We start from the raw sequence: 19,457 nt of genomic DNA on the forward strand, positions 1-19,457 counted from the left end.
AAATTAGTACTTTGAGCCACATATATGAAAACTCTTGTAGTAGCAGCAACGGAACTAGAAATAGCCGCATCCATCCCCACTTTTATTGAAACGAAAACAGATTATTTGGTAACCGGTGTGGGCATGGTTGCCACGGCCTTTGCCTTGGGTCAATACCTACAGGGAAAATCCTACGACCTGCTGATCAATGTGGGTATTTCGGGCACCTTCAATCCCTACCATAAGTTAGGAGCTTTGTTAAAGATCAAAACCGACCGTGTATTTGAGTTCGGTGCGGAGAATGACCAAGATTTTATCCCGATCGATAGCCTTGGCTTTGGCAATTCGGTCTTTGTCGAAAGCCTTCCGGAGACTGCTTTGCCGGCGGAGTTTTATGAAATCCCCTATGTGGATGCCATTACGGTGAATAAGGTACACGGCGCTGATAACAGCATTGACCGGATCAAAAAAGAGCATGGACTGAACCTGTTGGAAAGCATGGAAGGGGCTGCTTTTTTCTATGCGGCGAATAAATTAAGGCTTCCTTGTGTCCAAGTAAGGTCAATTTCCAACTTGGTGGAAAAGAGAAATGTAGAAAATTGGAACATCCCTTTAGCGTTAAATGAGCTGAATTCTTGGCTACAGCGCTTTCTAATTGCTCTACAAGATCAAAAACCCCTTTTGTAAATCGATTGTGTAGACCCTTTTACATCGAAAATAGTACAATGCCACTACGAAAATTCGAGAAATAATAGTATTTTTGCGTATCTAAACAAAATTCACTATCTGTAATACTGATGAGAGAAATACAATTCAGAGAAGCGCTTCGTGAAGCGATGAACGAAGAAATGCGTAAAGACGAAACAATCTTTTTAATGGGCGAGGAAGTCGCTGAATATAATGGTGCATATAAAGTAAGTCAAGGGATGCTTGATGAGTTTGGTGCAAAACGTGTTATTGACACTCCAATTGCTGAGCTTGGTTTTGCGGGTATCGGCGTGGGTGCCGCGATGAACGGGTTAAAGCCGATCATTGAATTCATGACTTTCAACTTCTCATTGGTTGCTATTGACCAAGTTATTAACGCTGCGGCAAAGATCCACCAAATGAGCGGTGGTCAATTCTCTTGTCCGATCGTATTCAGAGGCCCAACCGGTAATGCTGGTCAGTTAGGTGCACAGCACTCCCAAAACTTTGAAAACTGGTATGCAAATACGCCAGGATTGAAAGTGGTTGTTCCTTCAAACCCTTACGACGCTAAAGGATTGTTGAAATCAGCTATCATCGATCCAGATCCAGTTATTTTCATGGAGTCTGAGCAGATGTATGGTGATAAAGGTGAGGTTCCTGAAGAGGAGTACTACTTGCCAATCGGAAAAGCAAACGTAGTGAAAGAAGGTACTGCAGTTACTGTAGTTTCATTCGGTAAGATGGTTCCTCGTGTGGTTATTCCTGCGGTTGAAGAATTAGAAAAAGACGGTGTTAGCGTGGAATTGATCGACTTACGTTCGGTACGTCCTATTGACTTCGCTACGATCATCGAATCTGTTAAGAAAACAAATCGTTTAGTAATCGTTGAAGAAGCTTGGCCTTTGGCTTCAATTTCTTCTGAAATTACTTTCCACGTTCAAAAACATGCTTTCGATTACCTTGATGCTCCAGTAATTCGTGTTACTTCTGCAGACGTTCCTCTAGGATATGCGCCTACATTGGTTGAGGCATCATTGCCAAGTATTGCGAAAGTAGTAAAAGCGGTTAAAGAAGTTTCTTATATCAAAAAATAAGAAATTCAAGATAATGGAAGCCCTGGTATGAAAATACCGGGGCTTTTTGTTTTTGAGTTTCTGCACTGAAAACTTTGAATTCTGCAAAAAAATAGTATTTTTAAAGAACTAAATTCAAAAGAATGAAAAAATTACTGATCCTTTTCCTACTCTCTTCTGCGGCATTAGTTTCTAAAGCACAGGAAGTTGACTTTACTATGAAGATGCCCTTGAACAAGCCGTTCAAATCCGTTACTACCATGAAAATGGATATTGATGGTGAACAGAGCATGATCATGGATATCGTAATGAAAAGCACCGTAAATGTCTCTAAATACGAAGATCCTAATTATACCTTCGAAAACACCACCGACGCCATCAAAGTCGATATGGATGCTGGAATGATGACCATCAGTTATGATTCTGAGACCCCTTCTGACGATCCAATGGCTGCCATGATGGCCGCTCAGTTTGAAAAGATGATCGGCAAAAAGATGACCATGATTACCAATAATAAAGGAAAAATGATCACTATGGAGGGAGTTGAAGGCGCGGACAATGCTTTTGAAAACTTTGCCATGACCACGACCTACCCTGATAAACCAGTAAAACCGGGTGATACCTGGACCTCGGAGTCGACAAACAAAGGAATCAAAACCAAGGCGGTGAATAAGTACGTTGGTAAAACCGCTGAGGGATACCAAGTGGAGACAACAGGAGAAATGTTCAATGAATCGGAAACCAAGATAGGAACGATGAACAGCACGTACATTGCAGATCCCGAAACCTTATTTACCAAAACCGCCAACATGAAAATGGAAATGGAGGTTGAAGGTTCTAAAGTAATTTCGGATATCTCCTTGACCGTTCTCAAATAAGATATGAATACCATTAAAAAAGGCCATTTAGCAATGCTAAATGGCCTTTTTTATGTTTTATTGCTAGATATTAAGCGTTAACTTCAGCTTTGTAGTCATCAGCAGACATTAATCCGTCTACATCAGCAGCATTGTTTAATTTAACACGAATGATCCAACCTTCACCGTAAGGGTCAGAGTTAACCAATTCTGGGTTTGCGTCAATTGCATCGTTTACTGATAATACAGTAGAAGTAACTGGCATAAATAGATCAGAAACAGTTTTAACCGCTTCTACTGAACCAAACACTTCATTTGCTGCTACCTCATCACCTACGGTGTTGATGTCAACAAATACGATATCACCAAGCTCTCTTTGAGCAAAGTCCGTAATACCAATTACTGCTTCATCACCTTCTACACGAACCCATTCGTGATCTTTGGTGTACTTTAATTCTGAAGGAAAATTCATGTCTTTTCTATTTGTATTTCTCCAAAAATAGGATTAAGAAAGGAGAATACAAAAGTTATTGTATTTTTATCCTATGAACCCTAGCATTGCCAAATTAGCTGAAATAGCGCAAAAAGACCAGCGTCTGATCATCGGTTTGATGTCCGGAACATCATTGGATGGACTGGATATTTCCCTATGCAAAATTCAAGGAAATGGAAACCAAAGTAAAATTGAACTTCTGGCCTTTGAAACGATGGACTATAAGCCTGAATTCAGGACTTGGGTCCGTAAAATATTTGCGCAGCGCAACATCGACCAACAGGTTCTATGTGGCCTTAACCCCTATATCGCGGAGGTGCATGCCGCATTGATTTTAGAAGCGCTCCAGAAATGGAATATCCAAGCCATTGAAATCGATGCCATCGCAAGCCATGGACAAACGGTATTCCATGCGCCGCAATCATTGACCCATGATACTTCCTTGCCAAATAGCACCCTACAGTTAGGTGATGGTGACCATCTGGCGGTAAGAACAGGAATTATCTGTCTTTCTGATTTTAGACAGAAACATCTTGCTGCCGGCGGCGAAGGTGCCCCTTTGGCAGCCTATGGTGATTATCTATTGTTCTCTTCAGAAACGGAGAACCGCATCCTTTTAAATATTGGCGGTATTTCCAATTTTACGTTCCTTCCAGCATTAGGCAGTCCGCTGAAGGCATACGCAACGGATCTGGGCCCGGGAAACACCATGATGAACCAATACATGGAAAAGCATTTTCAGGTTGAGATGGATAAAGATGCTGAAACGGCAAAAAAAGGGCAAATCAACCCTGACTTACTGAATGAGTTGGAAAATGAAGCTTTCTTAGGGTTAAACTTTCCGAAAACAACGGGTCCTGAATTGTTCAACCTAGCCTATCTGGATCAAGCTTTGGAGAATATTTCGTCCAAAAACTTGAGTCATGAAGATATTATGGCTACCCTGAATGCCTTCTCGGCAAAAACCATGGTAAAGGGGATCCAAAAGGCCACTTCTGGCTTGGAGAACCTGAAGATATATGTGAGTGGTGGTGGATTGCACAATCCTTTATTGATGGAGGAATTGAAGTCCGAATTCCCTGGAAGGGTAGATTCCTTTGAGGCGCTTGGTCTCAATCCAGATGCGAAAGAGGCTTGTCTGTTTGCGGTTTTGGCAAATGAAACGTTGGCAGGAAATCCCCAATCGGTATCCAATATCAAGGACTCCCCCGCTGTTTGTATGGGCAAGATCTCTCTGCCCTATTGATCGATCGCTTGGTGGATGAATTCCTTGAAAGGAATCATGGTAGCATAATGCTCGATTACCGTTTCTAAGGCCTTAGGAGCCTCCATTTGTTTTCTGCTCAGGTTGGTAGACAAAATGAAGCTTCGGTGCTTCAGAAGCTCTATATGCTCGTTGTCGGCCGCATATCCTGCTGGAGGTCTTTGGAGTTTGTCTTCGGCAGACATGTCTTCGGCTTTCCAACCGCCCTTTTCCAAGGCTTTGAAAAGCTCTTCGGCATTGTAATCTATCTCTTGCCTCACCGCATCTAAATGATGCTTCTCCGGACGCCAATAGCCTACAGCGATAAAGGTTCCATTGGGTTCTATGTGGATATAGTATTCCGGTCCTGCTAATTTTCTGCCATCAACAGAAATACCGGCAGCAAACCAAGATTTATAAGGATCTTTATTTTTGGAGAACCTCACGTCCCTATAAATTCGGAACAAGCATTTCTTGGCTGATATTTCTTGGTTGATATGGGGATCTAGCTCTGAAAGCTTCATAATGATGCCCTCAATAAAGTCAGTGACATTTTTCAATGCAGCCTCGTATTCAGGCTTATGTTCTTGAAACCATTCCCTGTTGTTGTTCTCTTTCAAGTTATTTAGAAAATCGAAGGTTGATTTTTCTATTTTCATGGTCTTTTATAATAAAGTAAGCAGTACATATACTAATGGCGCTGCGATCAGCAGCCCATCAAAACGGTCTAGGAAGCCTCCGTGTCCAGGCAATATCTGTCCTGAATCTTTGATTCCCAAGCTTCTTTTGAGCATGGATTCCACCAAATCACCCAATGTTCCAAATATACCGATGATAGCTGCAATGCTGATCCATTCTATTTTCGATAGCGAACCAAAGAAATGCTCCAAGCTGTAGGCTACAACCATAGCCAAAACAACGCCTCCGATAAAGCCTTCCCAGGTCTTATTTGGTGAAATCCTTTCAAATAGCTTGGTCCTGCCCATTGCTCTGCCGGATAGGTAGGCTCCGGTATCATTGGACCAAAGGATAATCAAGAATCCCATTGGGATATAGGGGTTAAAATCGCCCTTTAAGAAGCCCAGACCAATGAAAAACAGGAAAGGAACCGTTCCATACCATATCCCCAAAACGGTATAGGCTATATCGTGGAATGGTTTTTCTCTTTTCAGGTACAATGATGAAATAAACAACAAGGAAAAGAGTGGCAAGGCCAGCATCAGGTACTTGAGCTCTAGGAAGCCTAGAAAGTAAGCGCTTGAAAGCCCCGCTAGCACGGCTGCTGTCAAGATCCCCAAACCCATTAAGGGTTTGGTTTCTGCTGTTTTACAGATGCTGAAAAACTCCCTTGCTGAAAGGATCCCCACGATACTGAAGAATATGGCAAAAACATATTGGTTAAAAATCGTGGCGCACAGCAATGCGACCACAAAGAAAAATCCTGTAATAGCTCTTGTTTTCATTTATTCTTCTTCGTCTCCAAATGAACCCATCAATTCCATTGCTTTGTTGGCATTTTCATGCTCCACATACAGCTCCACAACACCAAATAAATAAGATGAGTCCTTTTTGTTTAATACGACTGCAGGTATATTGTTTTCAAGAAGCATATTTTTTACAATTTCAGCCTCAAAGGCTTGGTTGTAAACTTTTATTTTAGTCCAGTTTGAGTTCATTTGATTTAGTTTTTTGGTTCGAAATCTTATAAAAATAGAAAGCTATGGCAACACTTAAAATGATGCTGCTGATATAAAAAGGGATGGTATATGGATCTGCATTTTGCAGGTCTTCATAGGTTTTTCCATCTCGGGCGTATACAAATGCTATAATGGTCACCGAGGCATTGTTCAGGAAGTGGGCAAATATCGGTACCCAAATATTCTTGGACCATAAAAAGGCATAGCCAAAGATCAAACCCAATAACATCCTTGGAAAAAAGCCGTAGAACTGCACGTGAATGGCAGAAAAGATAATCGCGGTAACCCAGATTGCCACATGTATGTTTTTAAAGAGCCTGCCGAGAATATTCTGCAGTGCGCCTCTAAAATAATATTCTTCCACAATGGCAGGAATAACGGCCATGACCAACATGTTTAGCATCAACTTACCGATGCTGTCCACCATGACCAATTGTTTCGTCAAGTCCTTCATTTGGTCTTCTTGAGAACGCATCCAATTTTCCGTATTCTCTAAGAAATCCGGCAATTTCATATCCATGTTCAAACGGCTCACCAACTCCATTGCAGGGCTGCAGACCAATAGAAACAAGAAAATAAGGACCAGGTAGTTCTTGAGCTGAAACGGCTCGGTTGGGAAGTATCGGTATTGGTTTTTCTCGATCATCTGTAAGAATAACGAGGGCAACAGAAAGGTAGAAATGCTACTTGCCGCCAATATGATATACAGGACATAAGCGTTTTCTGAAAAGAGGGAGTTACTTCCGCCTTCCAGCATGCTTTTAATATCTCCTGTACTGATCAAAATGCCAACAATGACAATGAGCTGAACGACAAAGGCGCAGGCAAATGTTAATCCCAAAAGGATCATCATTGACATCCAAGCTGAATTCTTTTTAGGTTCAAACATTAGGCCGTTCATATCAGATTAAATATCGCATTTATCATCCGTACAATTCGGTGCGGAATCATCACTTTTAAAGGAAATAATGGATGGATTTTTTTCTTTCCATTCTGAAAAACTTTTTTCTAGAACTTCAACGAAAACATCTACCGGTTGAGCGCCAGATACCGCATATTTACGGTCAATAAGAAAAAATGGAACGCCACGAATACCGATCTGTTGTGCCTCTGCAAGGTCTTGTTTGACTTCATAAGCATATTGATCACTGTTCAGGGCCTCTTTGGCTTGTTCCTTATCCAATCCTATTTCTTCTGCCAAGGATACTAATACCTCATCCTTTTCGATATTCTGTCCGTCGGAGAAATGTGCTTGGAATAGGCGTTCTTTCATTTCGGCGCCTTTACCTTGGATAGCCGCAAAATGAATCAGTTCATGTGCTTTGAAAGTATTGGCAGGAATATTTGTTGCAAAATCAATGTTGATTCCAGCGTTTTTTGCCATCTGCTCCACATTCCCGGTCATCTCCTTGACTTGCTCCATTGGCATGCCTTTAGAACGGCTCAGATAGGAATAAGTGCTATCGCCATCTTGATGATGGTAGTTTGGGTCTAATTGATAACTCTTATATGCTACCTTGATCTCATTTTTATAAATGAATGAATCAAACGCTTTTTCAAAGTGATGCTTTCCGATATAACAGAAAGGACACATAATGTCGGACCAAATTTCTATTAACATGTTCAAAAATACTCTTTTAAATCAGTAAAAAGAACGAAAGCCAAGAGTATACCCTTGGCTTTCTTATATTTTTTAATTTACCCGGATTGGATCTGCAGGCTTTTTAAGCTCTTTGTATGGATAGGTTTTCATCTCCTCTAAAAGGATCTGAACTGTTTTTTCCAATTGTGGGTCTTTGCCCTGTAAAAGCTCTTTTGGCATTTGCTCGACAAATACATCTGGAGCAACACCTTCGTTTTCAATAATATAATTACCGTTTAGATCGAAGATCCCGAAGTTTGGAGAAGTAACCATTCCGCCATCCAACAGCTGCGGATAACCTGAAATACCAACCAAAATACCCATGGTGGTCCTTCCTACCAGCTTACCTAAGCCTTTGAACCTGAACATATACGGCATCATATCGCCACCTGATCCGGCAAATTCATTGATGATCATGGCTTTAGGACCAAAGATCCCATTTCCCGGTGTGGTAAAGCTCTTGCCATCACGGATACCCCAGCCAGAGATCAACTCCCTTGACAATAGATCGATGACATAATCGGCAACAGAGCCTCCTCCGTTATTTCTTTCATCCAGCAAAAGGGCCTTTTTGTCCATCTGCGAGAAATAATATCGGTTGAAGGACACATAGCCCTCTCTACCGGTATTTGGCATGTAGACATAGGCGATCTGTCCATTACTCAATGAATCGACCTTTTTGCGGTTGTTCTCAACCCAGTATTGGCGTCTCAGGGCAACCTCGTTTCCAAAGGAAATCGGCTTAACGGTAATGTCCTTGGCACCGCTAAGGCTTGGTTTATCATTGACTTTCAATCCGATCTGCTTGTCTACCGTAAAATCAAATAGACTATAGATATCCATATCCGCCGTCAATTCCTTGCCATTCACAGCTAAAATGTACATCCCCTCTTTTACTCCTAAACCTGGTTCTGCAAGCGGAGCCTTGAAGGAAGGGTTCCAGTCCATTCTATTGTAGATTTTCTTGATCTTATAACGATTGTTCTCGATTACGAAGTCTGCTCCCAGCACACCTGAGCTCACCGATGGAGCGCTTGGCTCATCACCCGGATAAATATAGCTATGACCCACGACCAACTCCCCTAACATCTCGTTCAAGAGGTAGCTCAGATCCGAACGGTGATTGACATAAGGCAGGAATTTCTCGTACTTCTTTTTCACGGCTGCCCAATCGGCACCATGCATGTTTTCTACATAGAAGAAGTCCTTTTGCATTGCCCAAACCTCATTAAAGATCTGGTTCCATTCTTGAGAAGGCTCTACACGTAATTTGATATCATCTAATTTCAGCTTTCCAGCGTCTCCTGCAGGCTTCTTACCTGCTTCCACGATGTAATAACCGTCCTTGTTGCTATAGATCATTTGCTTACCATCACTACTGATTGAAAATCCTCCCGCGTTTTCAACGATGGTTTTCTCTTCCAGTTTTTTCAGGTCGTAAGCATAGATATTGCTTCCGCGTTTATAGATCAACATGTTTTCTACCGAGCCGTCAAAGGCATAAGAGCCTTTTGGAATGGAAAGCGCGATAATACGGTTATTGATCTGGTCGAAGTCTACTTTGATAGGCTTGACGCTTTCTTTTGATTCCTCTTCTTTTGAATCATCTTTCTTGTCATCCTTTTTGCCTTTTTTATTGTCTTTCTTTTCCTCCTTATCCTTTTCTTCTTTAGATCCTTCCGATTTTACGGTCTCTTCATCGCTTTCATTCTTGAAAATCGAAGGAGAATCGCTGGAAAGGATAAAGGCGTACGGAGAATATTCGGTATCCCGGTCGTAGGCGGTCATGTGTAGACCGGAATTGGTCAAGCCCACATTGGTGCTGGCCGAGAAGACCAGGTATTTGCCATCCCTAGTGAAGATAGGCTGGGTAACCTCGCTCATGCCGTCTGTAACCTGTTGTGTTTTCTTTGTATCCAGATTGTACATATAAACAGCATTCTGTCCATTGTTCAGGGTCTTGACATAGGCAATCCATTTGGAATCGGGAGACCAGCTGGATTGGAAATAATTGTAATTACGTCCGGTATGGGATCCTAGATAATCATCATCTACCTTGCTAACTTTCTTGGAGTCTATATCAACATAATATAGATTTAAATGGGAGTCCGTATAGAATAGTTTCTTGCTATCTGGAGACCAAGTGGGTTGGAAATAGAAATTACTGGTCCCTAAACTGATATAATTAGGTTCATCCATTCCCTTCTGATCACGCAGGACCAATTCGTATTTGCCGTTCTTGTCTGAGATATAAGAAACCCATTTTCCGTTGGGCGACCATGCCGGATACTTCTCATGAGAACCCGGTGAGCTTGAAATATTCCTGGCATCTCCTTTTTCTTTCGGTACCGAGAAGATCTCTCCTCTTGATTCAAATAGCGCTCGCTGTCCTGTAGATGAAATTTCGAAGTTTCGGATGTCTTTTTTCATATCCACATAATGTCCTCTTTTTGATAAAGCGTCGGCATTGATGTGTATGGAGATCGGATTGCTGGATTTATTTGAAGTGTTCAATAAATGCAATTTGCCGGCCTGTTCAAAGATCAGCTCATTGCCCTTACCCTGCAAAGTGCGAACATCGTAATCATTGAAATTCGTCAGTTTTTCAACCTGTTTTGATTTGACATCATAACTGAAAACATTAACGATCTTATCCCGATCGGACAGGAAGAAAACCTTGTCGCCTAACCAAATTGGTTTGACATCATTGCATTTCTCTCCAGGAACGACCTGCACATCATGGCTTTGGGTATCAAATATCCAAATGGAAGGCATACCGCCTCCACGATAACGCTTGAAAGCAACACGGTCTCTTTCAGTTGGATCACCGTTCTTGATATAAGCCCAGTATCTCCCATCTGCCGATGGAGAACCTTGGTTGGCTTCCGGCATCAATAAGGGATAATCAACTGAACCATTGATTTTAGTGCGGTATAATCGCGCGCCAAGCGAGTAATTCAGTTCACGTTGGGTCGTGAAGTAAACCTCATCATTGGACAACCAGCCTCGCAGGACATCTGCAGAAGGATGGCTCGTGACACGCTGCGGGTCGCCGCCTTGTATAGAAATCACATATACATCGGTGTTGCCATCATAATTTCCCGTAAAAGCTATTTTAGAGCCGTCTGGGGAGAAAACAGGGTTCTGTTCGACAGCAGGGTTGACAGTCAACCGGCGTGCATTCTGTCCGTTCTTATCGGCAATCCAAATATCACCGCCATAAACAAAACTGATATGGTTCTGGCTAATGCTTGGATTTCTCAATAATAAGGTTTCAGTGCTATTCTGTGCAAAGCTGATTTGGCTAACAGCTAATGCAAGAATGGAAAAAATATTTTTAAGCATATTGATAAATTGGTGTGTTGGATAAAAATAAGGATAAAATCGGAGCTACATTCTCAGTTCATCAAAATATTTCCAGGATTACGGAATAAATTGAAAATAAACAAAAAACGCCAGCACAATGTGCTGGCGTTCCTTTATAGTGTTTTAAGACTATGCTTCTTCAGATGCGATTTCTTCGTCAACTAAAATTCTACCACAGTGTTCACAGATGATGATTTTCTTTCTTTGGCGAATTTCTGATTGCAATTGAGGTGGAATCTTGTTGTGACAACCAGAACAGCTATCACGCTCGATAGATACCACTGCCAATCCATTGCGGAAGGACTTACGTAGTTTCTTGATTACCTTAAGCAGACGATCATCGATGTTCTTCTCTGATTTCTCAACCTCAGTAACCAATTTGTCTTCGTCTTTTTGAGTCTCCGACGTAATTGTTTCCAATTCTTGTTTCTTAGCATCCAATTCACCTTTGCTGAAATCTACGTTCTTCACTGTTGCTTCGTAAGCTTCAGTTTTGTTCTTGATTTCGAATTCAGCTTCGCGAATACGTTTCTCACAAACTTGAATTTCTAACCCTTGGATTTCAATCTCTTTAGAAATTGCATCGTACTCACGGTTATTTTTTACTTCGTTTAGTTGTGTCTCGTATTTTTTGATTGCTGTCTGCGCATCTTTGATCATGTTTTTGCGCTTCACAATAGAATCTTCTAATTCGTCTAGCTCATTACGAATTTTTTCGATACGTGTATCTAAACCTGCAATCTCATCTTCCAGGTCAGCTACCTCAATAGGTAGTTCTCCACGTACTTGGCGAATTTTGTCAATCTGTGTTTCGATTGATTGCCACGCCCATAAAGCTTTTAGTTTTTGTTCTACGGTTTGTTCCATTAACTGTAGTATTTTATTGGATTTGTGTCTATTTCCGTCAATAGGACAGCAAAGTTAGCAAATTTTTTCTGAATTATATCTAACAATAATTCTTGTGTAAATTGCTCACTCTCAAAATGTCCGATATCTGCAATTATTATTTCTCCTTCGGCATCAAAAAACTCATGGTATTTATAATCGGCAGTAATGAATATATCTGCGCCTGAACGCTTGGCATCTCCTAGCAAAAAGCCTCCTGCACCACCGCAAACCGCTACTCGGCTTATTTTCTTGCCTAATGATTTGGTGTGTCTGATGACATTCAGGTTCATGCGCTCCTTCAAGTATGCCAAGAATTCTGACTCTTCCATGGGCTCTTCTAAATTTCCAATTACTCCCGAGCCAACATAGGAAAAAGAGTTCTCTATATTAAAGATCTGATGGGCTACCTCTTCATAAGGATGTGCCGCAAGCATAGAAACCAAGATTTTTCGTTCTGCCTGCGCCGGATAGATTACTTCAATTTTCGTTTCCTCCACGCGCTCTTGTTCGCCTACTTGACCAATAGCTGGATTTGCTCCATCTAAAGGACGAAAAGTACCATAACCTGCTGTATTATAACTGCATTGATCATAGTCTCCTATTGCTCCCGCACCTGCATCAAACAATGCCTGTCTTACTTCTTCAACATGAGTCCTAGGGACATAAACTACTAGTTTCCTCAATAATCCTCCCTTCGGACGCAATACCGCTTGATTTTCCAAACCTAGCTTGTCTGCCATCTTGCTGCTCACTCCACCTACGACATTATCTAAATTTGTATGGATGGCATACAGGGCAATATCGTTCTTGATGGCTTTGATTACTACTCTCTCCACGTAATTCTTCCCAGTGAACTTCTTCAATCCAGAAAATACGATGGGATGATGGGATATAATCAGGTTACAGCCTTTGGAAATGGCGTCATCAACGACTTCTTCGGTACAATCCAATGAAATCAAGGCTTTGCTGACCTCCTGGTTAGGGTCGCCTACAATCAAGCCCGAGTTGTCATAGCTTTCCTGATAATTTAATGGAGCCAATTCCTCCAAATGTTGTATTACCTCTTTAATTTTCATTTCTATTATTTTTCTCTGCTTCAGATTCCAACCACTTATTGTGTTCCATCAACAATACGCGGTATTGATTGATCTTAAACCAATAGGTGATGAAATAAACGAAACTAACGATCATCCCCAAAATCCTCCAAAATAGCGGGAAGGGGAAATTATATATCAAAAATGACCATGCATAAGTCATACCAGCTCCCAAAGAAGGATTTTCTTCTACGGCTATCTTGCGGTCAAAAAATTCATTGTTCAAGGAATACGAAAGCCTTCTCGCCACTTCAAAATTCCAATAGATATTAAAAAACGGAACGACCAAAAACCAAGCTTGATTTGGCAATATACACTGGTTTTCTTTGGAAATCAATTTCAAGGTATTCCTCACCGTATTGGCAAAAAGTGCCCAAATAATAAGGATAACGACTACAAAAAAGATACTGATTCTTTCGATTTCGGCTGTCAATTCGGGAGAAAGTACGTCGTTCATCTATTTTTCATTGTTTAATATCGTGACCAAATCTTCTAACTTGTTTATTTGCGGATTATGGTCCGCTTCCATTTCTATCACTTTCCAATTGTATTTCTTTGCCCTTGTGGAGAAGAAATAGAATGGATCTTTCTCTGTCCCTCCTTGTGAGATCTCGAAAGTCAAGATATAGGTAGTAGGAATCTGAAGCCTCTTTGGGTTCTTCAGGTGTATCGCTTCTTTAATGGATGCCAAAGGATGCGGAACATCCCTAGGGAAGGCCGTAGTGTCCTTAACCCAAGATGGATATACATAGGCAGCATCTTGGCTGTTCAACAGCGAAGCTGATGGATCATCCTTGACATAGGCTGCCACGCTTTCGCCATCTTCAGGGACAAAAGCGTCCAAATAGACTAGCTTTTTTATTCTTTCAGGAATACTGTCGGCTACACCCGTTACAACCATTCCGCCATAACTATGCCCCATCAATATCACAGAATCCAACCTTTCAAATAATATTGTATTGATTACATCTTTGATATGGGTACTCAGGTTCACCTCCGGGTTCGCGAGATGGTATCTCTCCCCAAGGCCCGTTAGATTCACTCGATAAACCTTTGCTCCTAATTTTTCCAGTTTCTCGGCGGTTTTCTTGAACTGCCAAGACCCGCCCCAAGCACCATGTACCAGGACATAGGTCGCCTCTTGAGCTCGCAATTGCATAAAAGGGACGCACATGAACAGAAAGGAAATCTGGATAAGTTTTCTCATGAACTATAAAAATACAATTTTATGGAGCAAATAATAAAAATATACAAGGCTTCTTGTGTAAATCTACTGTCGTATTTTTCCAATCTGCAACACTTTGTGTGCGGATGAATTCATCCTTGCCTGTTACATTGCAGGCTATACAGAGAAGAGTTTGCGGTTTAAGCGACTTCAGTAATTCCGAAAGCATTTGGTTGTTCCTAAATGGCGTTTCAATAAAGATCTGAGTGCTCCTTTCCTTATGGCTGACGAACTCTAGATCCTTGATGGACTTCGCTCTGGCTGCCTTATCAATTGGGAGATAGCCTTTAAAGCTAAAATTTTGTCCATTAAAACCTGAAGCCATCAAACCCAACAAAATCGAACTTGGCCCTACCAAAGGAATTACCTTGATCCCTCTTTTGTGGGCTTCAAATACCACATCAGCACCTGGATCGGCAACCCCCGGGCAACCCGCTTCCGACATCAGGCCTATGTCTGCACCTTGCAATACGGCTTTGAAAACAAGATTGTAGTTCATCTTCTCTCGGCTGTGTTTGCCGTAGTCATGTATGACCAATTCGCTCTGAGGAATTTTTAAACCCGCTTCTTTTAGGAATTTTCTTGCTGTTTTTTCGTTCTCTACAACATATTCCTTGATATTGTTGATGATATCCAGGTGCAAAAGCGTATAGGATGCGCGATCAGCGTGTTCAGCTAAGGGAACAGGTAGAAGATATAAATTGCCTTTTGCCATGCTACAAACCTAATCATTTGCTGATTAATTTATACAGATTTACAAACTCCTTCGTTATTTATGTAATTACAATGGTGAAATTATTAAGTTCTATTTTCTAAAAAAGAAATTTGTTTGTTACTTTAATTCAAACACTTATGAGTTTTTTTTGTCTAATAATTGTAATTTAGGTCATACATATTTAGGTTATTTTTGTGTAAATGATCAGAATATATATATTTGGTTGACTATGACAACACAAACAACTTCAGGCGTTAAAATTTCGGTTGAGTCGACGTATCAGTCAGAATACTCTAATCCAGAAAACGAGCACTTCATGTTCGCCTACCGGATTACCATTGAGAATCTGAGTGAATACACCGTCCAATTGGTGCGTCGTCATTGGAATATTTACGATTCAATTGGCCTGAACAAGCAAGTTGATGGTGATGGTGTGGTTGGGGAACAACCTATCCTCGAGCCGGGCCAAATGCATCAATATGTATCAGGTTGCAATTTAAAAAGCGACATGGGTTTTATGGAAGGTTATTACGAGATGATCCGTGAGATGGACAATTCTATCTTCCATGTGCATATCCCGAGATTCAATCTAATCGCCAACTACCGTCTCAACTAGACCGATACCTAGGTCAACTAACTGTATACTTTTCATATTAAAAGTTAAGTAGTAACAAATATTTAATAATTTTGTGCTTGGATAATTACGTCAAGATATCAGGTGAGTATTTTAAGCACAGAACAAGTTAGCCATTCTTACAACGACAAATGGCTTTTTACCGATCTTCATTTTGCCTTACAGAAAGGAGATCGTGTAGCATTGGTTGGAATCAACGGAACAGGAAAATCAACTTTATTAAAGATATTGGCAGAGCTTGTCATTCCCAATAAAGGTAAAGTGGTGAAAGAAAAGGGCTTAAAGGTAGGATACCTTCCGCAAGACCCTGATTTCTCTGACCTGAAGACCATCAATGACTTTATATTCAGCGCAGATAACGAACAGCAACAGTTAATCAAAGAATACGAGGAATTAATTGAAAATGAGGATGTTACCTCTAAAAGATTTCTTGATGTTACTGAAAAACTGACTGCACTCAATGCTTGGGAATATGAGAACAATATCAAAACCATCCTGAGCAGATTCCAGATAAACAACTTCGAACAACGTATCGACTCCTTAAGTGGTGGTCAGAAAAAACGCTTGGCTTTGGCTAAGCTTTTAATCGACGAGCCCGATATCTATATCTTGGACGAACCTACCAACCACTTGGATATTGAAACCATTGAGTGGTTAGAAAAGCTATTGACCACCGGAAGCAAGACTGTCCTCCTTGTCTCTCACGACCGTTACTTTTTGGACAACATCTGTACCGAGATCCGTGAACTTGACAAAGGCCAGGTCTTTATATATAAAGGCAACTATGCATACTTTTTAGAAAAGAAAGCCGAGCGTGAAGCCAATGAAATCCTTGCGGCGGACAAGGCCCGGAACTTATGGCGAAAGGAATTGGAATGGATGCGAAGACAACCTCAGGCACGCGGTACAAAAGCCAAGGCAAGGATCGAATCTTTCTACGACCTAGAAGAAAAATCCAAAGGTCCTCGCAAGAAAGATCAAGTAGAACTGAGCATGCAAATTTCGAGACAAGGAAACAAGATCCTTGAAATTGAAGGCGCCGGTTTCTCGGTTCCGAACAAGAAGATCCTCTCCCCTTTCTCCTATACTTTCAAGAAAGCAGACCGCATAGGTCTAGCCGGAAAGAATGGAAGCGGGAAGACTACTTTTCTCAATCTAATCACCGGAAGCATACAGCCGACCGAAGGAAATCTATCTGTTGGGGAGACCACCAAATATGGTTATTACAAACAGGAAGGTCTATCCTTCAAATCTGATGAAAGAGTACTGGACATTGTAAAGAATGTTGCCGACTATATAGAAATGAAAAACGGGGAAGTCATTACTGCTTCCCAACTATTGACCAAATTCCTCTTCCCTCCTGAGAAACAGTTCGGCTTTGTCAGCAAATTGAGCGGAGGAGAAAAGAAGCGCTTGCAATTGATGCGTGTCCTGATGGCGAACCCAAATTTCTTGATCTTGGACGAACCTTCCAATGACCTTGACATCGACACCTTAAATGTGTTGGAGGAGTTCTTGGAAAACTATCCAGGCGTACTGGTCTTGGTTTCTCACGACCGTTACTTGATCGACAAGTTGACCGAACAGCTCTTCATCTTCCCTGGCAATGGGGACATCGTAATCTATAATGGTAACTATGCCGACTACAAATTGGAGCAAGAAGAACTGAACAAGAAACCAGAAAAGAAAATCGAGAAGCCAAAAGCCGAGGAGAAAAAACAGAAGTTGAGCTTCAAGGAACAGAAGGAATTTGAAGGACTGGAAACAGAAATCGCCAACCTCGAAACCAAGGTGAGCAGCCTAACGGAAGGACTGTCAAAAACGACCGACCACGTAGAGCTGCAAAAGATCGCCGAGGAGATCGACTTGATAAAAACCACTCTCGACGAGAAGACCGAGAGATGGATGGAACTAGCAGAGTTTATATAGCGTTCCACGTGAAACTAAAACAGAGAACAGAGTTCCACGTGAAACTAGAGAAAGATATATGTTTAATAAATATAATGTTATTGTAGTTGGAGCCGGCCATGCCGGATGTGAGGCGGCAGCAGCAGCTGCCAATTTAGGGTCATCGGTATTACTCATCACGATGAACATGGGCGTTATTGCCCAGATGAGCTGTAACCCCGCGATCGGCGGAGTGGCAAAAGGACAGATCGTAAGAGAGATCGACGCGATGGGCGGATACACCGGAATCATCGCCGATAAATCAACCATCCAATTCCGCATGCTGAACAAATCAAAAGGTCCAGCCATGTGGAGCCCCAGAACCCAGAACGACAGGATGCGCTTTGCAGAAGAATGGAGACTTCAACTGGAGTCCATTCCCAATCTCGATATGTGGCAAGATACCGTTAAAGAAGTCATCGTCGAAAATGGCAGAGCAAAAGGAGTCGTTACTTCCATGGGTATCCGTATCGACGCTGATGCCGTCGTTCTTACCAATGGTACTTTCCTGAACGGTGTCATCCATGTCGGAGAAAAGAAATTCGGTGGAGGTAGAACAGGAGAAAAAGCAGCAACAGGATTGACCGAACAATTGGTATCATTAGGCTTCGAATCCGGAAGGATGAAGACCGGTACTCCCCCACGTGTAGACGGAAGAAGTTTAAATTACGCATTGATGGAAGAGCAATGGGGAGATGATTCACGTGGAAGATTTTCCTATACCGACGTTGAAATTCCACAGGAACAAAGATGCTGTTGGATTACATACACCAATTCAGCGGTTCACGAAATCCTGAAAACCGGTTTTGAAAAATCCCCGATGTTCACCGGAAGAATCAAAGGTCTTGGCCCTCGTTACTGTCCGTCCATCGAAGATAAAATCAACCGTTTTGCCGAGCGCGAAAGACATCAGATATTCGTTGAACCTGAAGGATTCAAAACCGTAGAAATCTATGTCAACGGTTTTTCAACTTCCCTACCAGAGGATGTACAATTAAAAGCTCTGCAATTGATACCAGGTTTTGAGAATGCCAAAATGTACAGACCGGGATACGCCATCGAGTATGATTACTTCCCTCCTATGCAATTGGACTTAACCCTTGAAACACTCTCCGTAAAACACCTGTTCTTTGCTGGTCAGATCAATGGTACCACAGGCTACGAAGAAGCAGCAGCACAAGGTTTCGTCGCTGGGATCAATGCGCACCAAAGAATAAACGATCAACACGAACTGATCCTAAAAAGATCGGAATCTTATATCGGCGTTTTGATCGATGACTTGGTGACCAAAGGAACGGATGAGCCTTATCGTATGTTCACCTCCAGAGCTGAACACAGACTCCTGCTTCGACAAGATAATGCAGATATACGCTTGACACCAATGGCACATAAATTGGGATTGGTATCCGATGAAAGACTTGAAAAAGTAAATGCGAAAATCAAGAATTCAGATGATATCGTAGACTACCTTAAAAATAATTCGATCGGGACAGCCGAGATGAATCCTGTCCTTGAAGAAAAAGGATCAAGCCCAATTTCACAAAAATCTAGACTCTTCGGAATCTTGAGCAGACCTCAAGTTGAAATCGAAGATCTCATCAAAGCCGATAAAGACTTTGCCGATTACATTGCTAACTTTGATGCTGATACTATTGAGCAAGCCGAGATCAAAGTGAAATACGATAGCTACTTTGAGAAAGAAATGGAGATCGTCAATAAGATGAAGAAAATGGAAGACAAAGAAATCAATCCTGAATTCGACTATAATTCATTAACTTCACTCTCTATTGAGGCGCGCCAAAAACTCTTGAAAGTAAAACCGAGAACTTTAGGCCAAGCTTCCAGAATTTCAGGTGTATCTCCGGCAGATATCAGCGTTTTAATGGTACACATGAGTTAATCACTTGAATATCA

At 41.6% G+C, this 19,457-nt stretch carries 19 protein-coding genes; 7 read left to right on the forward strand and 12 right to left on the reverse strand.

Going from position 1 to position 19,457, the window contains the following annotated elements:
- Positions 1–24 precede the first annotated feature (24 nt).
- The 3 genes from mqnB to ACK2WI_RS12320 all read left to right on the forward strand — a co-directional run bounded on the left by mqnB (position 25) and on the right by ACK2WI_RS12320 (position 2,620).
- Positions 25–666: a futalosine hydrolase gene (mqnB, locus tag ACK2WI_RS12310; RefSeq protein ID WP_312695920.1), complete on the forward strand. Its 642-nt coding sequence runs from the start codon at positions 25–27 to the stop codon at positions 664–666.
- A gap of 110 nt (positions 667–776) precedes the next feature.
- A complete protein-coding gene (locus ACK2WI_RS12315; protein WP_093099909.1) occupies positions 777–1,763 on the forward strand; it encodes a pyruvate dehydrogenase complex E1 component subunit beta in 987 nt (328 codons plus the stop codon).
- 122 nt (positions 1,764–1,885) lie between these two features.
- The gene (locus ACK2WI_RS12320; protein WP_093099911.1) at positions 1,886–2,620 is read left to right on the forward strand and encodes a DUF6263 family protein; all 735 of its coding nucleotides are present in this window, start codon (positions 1,886–1,888) and stop codon (positions 2,618–2,620) included.
- Between the two features lie 70 nt (positions 2,621–2,690).
- Here the strand turns inward: ACK2WI_RS12320 and gcvH are convergent, their stop codons facing one another.
- Complete coding sequence (gcvH, locus tag ACK2WI_RS12325) at positions 2,691–3,071, reverse strand: glycine cleavage system protein GcvH (RefSeq protein ID WP_093099913.1); 381 nt, start codon at positions 3,069–3,071, stop codon at positions 2,691–2,693.
- 73 nt (positions 3,072–3,144) lie between these two features.
- Between gcvH and ACK2WI_RS12330 the strand changes: the two genes are divergently transcribed.
- The gene (locus ACK2WI_RS12330; protein ID WP_409151085.1) at positions 3,145–4,338 is read left to right on the forward strand and encodes an anhydro-N-acetylmuramic acid kinase; all 1,194 of its coding nucleotides are present in this window, start codon (positions 3,145–3,147) and stop codon (positions 4,336–4,338) included.
- On the opposite strand, the gene ACK2WI_RS12335 is transcribed toward ACK2WI_RS12330, so the two are convergent.
- The 11 genes from ACK2WI_RS12335 to ACK2WI_RS12385 form a co-directional block, all read right to left on the reverse strand.
- The gene (locus tag ACK2WI_RS12335; protein WP_409151086.1) at positions 4,332–4,994 is read right to left on the reverse strand and encodes a DUF2461 domain-containing protein; all 663 of its coding nucleotides are present in this window, start codon (positions 4,992–4,994) and stop codon (positions 4,332–4,334) included. The genes ACK2WI_RS12330 and ACK2WI_RS12335 overlap by 7 nt on opposite strands.
- Positions 4,995–5,000: 6 nt before the next feature.
- On the reverse strand, positions 5,001–5,798 hold the full coding sequence (locus tag ACK2WI_RS12340) for a phosphatidate cytidylyltransferase (RefSeq protein WP_409151088.1): 798 nt from the start codon (positions 5,796–5,798) through the stop codon (positions 5,001–5,003).
- The gene (locus tag ACK2WI_RS12345) at positions 5,799–6,011 is read right to left on the reverse strand and encodes a putative signal transducing protein (protein ID WP_093099919.1); all 213 of its coding nucleotides are present in this window, start codon (positions 6,009–6,011) and stop codon (positions 5,799–5,801) included. It lies immediately after the preceding gene.
- On the reverse strand, positions 5,992–6,933 hold the full coding sequence (locus ACK2WI_RS12350; protein ID WP_409151089.1) for a lysostaphin resistance A-like protein: 942 nt from the start codon (positions 6,931–6,933) through the stop codon (positions 5,992–5,994). Before ACK2WI_RS12350 ends, ACK2WI_RS12345 begins: the two co-directional genes overlap by 20 nt.
- A 6-nt stretch (positions 6,934–6,939) precedes the next feature.
- Positions 6,940–7,653: a DsbA family protein gene (locus ACK2WI_RS12355; protein WP_409151091.1), complete on the reverse strand. Its 714-nt coding sequence runs from the start codon at positions 7,651–7,653 to the stop codon at positions 6,940–6,942.
- A 72-nt stretch (positions 7,654–7,725) separates the two neighbouring features.
- Complete coding sequence (locus tag ACK2WI_RS12360; protein WP_409151092.1) at positions 7,726–11,019, reverse strand: PDZ domain-containing protein; 3,294 nt, start codon at positions 11,017–11,019, stop codon at positions 7,726–7,728.
- 150 nt (positions 11,020–11,169) lie between these two features.
- A complete protein-coding gene (locus tag ACK2WI_RS12365) occupies positions 11,170–11,907 on the reverse strand; it encodes a zinc ribbon domain-containing protein (RefSeq protein ID WP_409151093.1) in 738 nt (245 codons plus the stop codon).
- Entirely contained in the window at positions 11,907–13,004 is a 1,098-nt protein-coding gene (locus ACK2WI_RS12370; RefSeq protein WP_409151095.1) for a Nif3-like dinuclear metal center hexameric protein, read from the reverse strand. Before ACK2WI_RS12370 ends, ACK2WI_RS12365 begins: the two co-directional genes overlap by 1 nt.
- Positions 12,994–13,479, reverse strand: a complete 486-nt coding sequence (locus tag ACK2WI_RS12375) for a hypothetical protein (protein WP_312695930.1) — start codon at positions 13,477–13,479, stop codon at positions 12,994–12,996. Before ACK2WI_RS12375 ends, ACK2WI_RS12370 begins: the two co-directional genes overlap by 11 nt.
- Complete coding sequence (locus ACK2WI_RS12380) at positions 13,480–14,229, reverse strand: alpha/beta fold hydrolase (protein ID WP_409151096.1); 750 nt, start codon at positions 14,227–14,229, stop codon at positions 13,480–13,482. It abuts the gene before it with no gap.
- Positions 14,230–14,248: 19 nt separating this feature from the next.
- Positions 14,249–14,962 (reverse strand): SAM-dependent methyltransferase, encoded by a 714-nt coding sequence (locus ACK2WI_RS12385; protein WP_409151097.1) that lies wholly within the window; start codon positions 14,960–14,962, stop codon positions 14,249–14,251.
- A gap of 229 nt (positions 14,963–15,191) precedes the next feature.
- Here ACK2WI_RS12385 and apaG point away from each other — a divergent pair, with 229 nt between their 5' ends.
- The 3 genes from apaG to mnmG all read left to right on the forward strand — a co-directional run bounded on the left by apaG (position 15,192) and on the right by mnmG (position 19,443).
- Positions 15,192–15,578, forward strand: a complete 387-nt coding sequence (gene apaG, locus ACK2WI_RS12390) for a Co2+/Mg2+ efflux protein ApaG (protein WP_093099933.1) — start codon at positions 15,192–15,194, stop codon at positions 15,576–15,578.
- A 102-nt stretch (positions 15,579–15,680) separates the two neighbouring features.
- Positions 15,681–17,525 carry an ABC-F family ATP-binding cassette domain-containing protein gene (locus ACK2WI_RS12395; protein WP_409151098.1) on the forward strand — a complete coding sequence of 615 codons (1,845 nt, stop codon included), beginning with the start codon at positions 15,681–15,683 and terminating at the stop codon, positions 17,523–17,525.
- A gap of 58 nt (positions 17,526–17,583) precedes the next feature.
- Positions 17,584–19,443, forward strand: coding sequence for a tRNA uridine-5-carboxymethylaminomethyl(34) synthesis enzyme MnmG (gene mnmG / locus ACK2WI_RS12400; RefSeq protein WP_093099937.1), 1,860 nt, complete (start codon positions 17,584–17,586; stop codon positions 19,441–19,443).
- Positions 19,444–19,457 lie beyond the last annotated feature (14 nt).

It is taken from the genome of Sphingobacterium sp. BS-2 (assembly GCF_046161205.1).
Taxonomy (GTDB): domain Bacteria; phylum Bacteroidota; class Bacteroidia; order Sphingobacteriales; family Sphingobacteriaceae; genus Sphingobacterium; species Sphingobacterium mizutaii.

What these genes read in the sequence shown, in the direction of transcription:
- ACK2WI_RS12330 (WP_409151085.1), top strand. Translation starts at nt 3,145, where the DNA reads ATGAACCCTAGCATTGCCAAATTAGCTGAAATAGCGCAAAAAGACCAG.
- ACK2WI_RS12315 (WP_093099909.1), top strand. Translation starts at nt 777, where the DNA reads ATGAGAGAAATACAATTCAGAGAAGCGCTTCGTGAAGCGATGAACGAA.
- ACK2WI_RS12355 (WP_409151091.1), bottom strand. Translation starts at nt 7,653, where the DNA reads ATGTTAATAGAAATTTGGTCCGACATTATGTGTCCTTTCTGTTATATC.
- ACK2WI_RS12345 (WP_093099919.1), bottom strand. Translation starts at nt 6,011, where the DNA reads ATGAACTCAAACTGGACTAAAATAAAAGTTTACAACCAAGCCTTTGAG.
- apaG (WP_093099933.1), top strand. Translation starts at nt 15,192, where the DNA reads ATGACAACACAAACAACTTCAGGCGTTAAAATTTCGGTTGAGTCGACG.
- ACK2WI_RS12360 (WP_409151092.1), bottom strand. Translation starts at nt 11,019, where the DNA reads ATGCTTAAAAATATTTTTTCCATTCTTGCATTAGCTGTTAGCCAAATC.
- mnmG (WP_093099937.1), top strand. Translation starts at nt 17,584, where the DNA reads ATGTTTAATAAATATAATGTTATTGTAGTTGGAGCCGGCCATGCCGGA.
- ACK2WI_RS12350 (WP_409151089.1), bottom strand. Translation starts at nt 6,933, where the DNA reads ATGAACGGCCTAATGTTTGAACCTAAAAAGAATTCAGCTTGGATGTCA.
- ACK2WI_RS12380 (WP_409151096.1), bottom strand. Translation starts at nt 14,229, where the DNA reads ATGAGAAAACTTATCCAGATTTCCTTTCTGTTCATGTGCGTCCCTTTT.
- ACK2WI_RS12365 (WP_409151093.1), bottom strand. Translation starts at nt 11,907, where the DNA reads ATGGAACAAACCGTAGAACAAAAACTAAAAGCTTTATGGGCGTGGCAA.
- ACK2WI_RS12340 (WP_409151088.1), bottom strand. Translation starts at nt 5,798, where the DNA reads ATGAAAACAAGAGCTATTACAGGATTTTTCTTTGTGGTCGCATTGCTG.
- mqnB (WP_312695920.1), top strand. Translation starts at nt 25, where the DNA reads ATGAAAACTCTTGTAGTAGCAGCAACGGAACTAGAAATAGCCGCATCC.
- gcvH (WP_093099913.1), bottom strand. Translation starts at nt 3,071, where the DNA reads ATGAATTTTCCTTCAGAATTAAAGTACACCAAAGATCACGAATGGGTT.
- ACK2WI_RS12335 (WP_409151086.1), bottom strand. Translation starts at nt 4,994, where the DNA reads ATGAAAATAGAAAAATCAACCTTCGATTTTCTAAATAACTTGAAAGAG.
- ACK2WI_RS12320 (WP_093099911.1), top strand. Translation starts at nt 1,886, where the DNA reads ATGAAAAAATTACTGATCCTTTTCCTACTCTCTTCTGCGGCATTAGTT.
- ACK2WI_RS12375 (WP_312695930.1), bottom strand. Translation starts at nt 13,479, where the DNA reads ATGAACGACGTACTTTCTCCCGAATTGACAGCCGAAATCGAAAGAATC.
- ACK2WI_RS12370 (WP_409151095.1), bottom strand. Translation starts at nt 13,004, where the DNA reads ATGAAAATTAAAGAGGTAATACAACATTTGGAGGAATTGGCTCCATTA.
- ACK2WI_RS12385 (WP_409151097.1), bottom strand. Translation starts at nt 14,962, where the DNA reads ATGGCAAAAGGCAATTTATATCTTCTACCTGTTCCCTTAGCTGAACAC.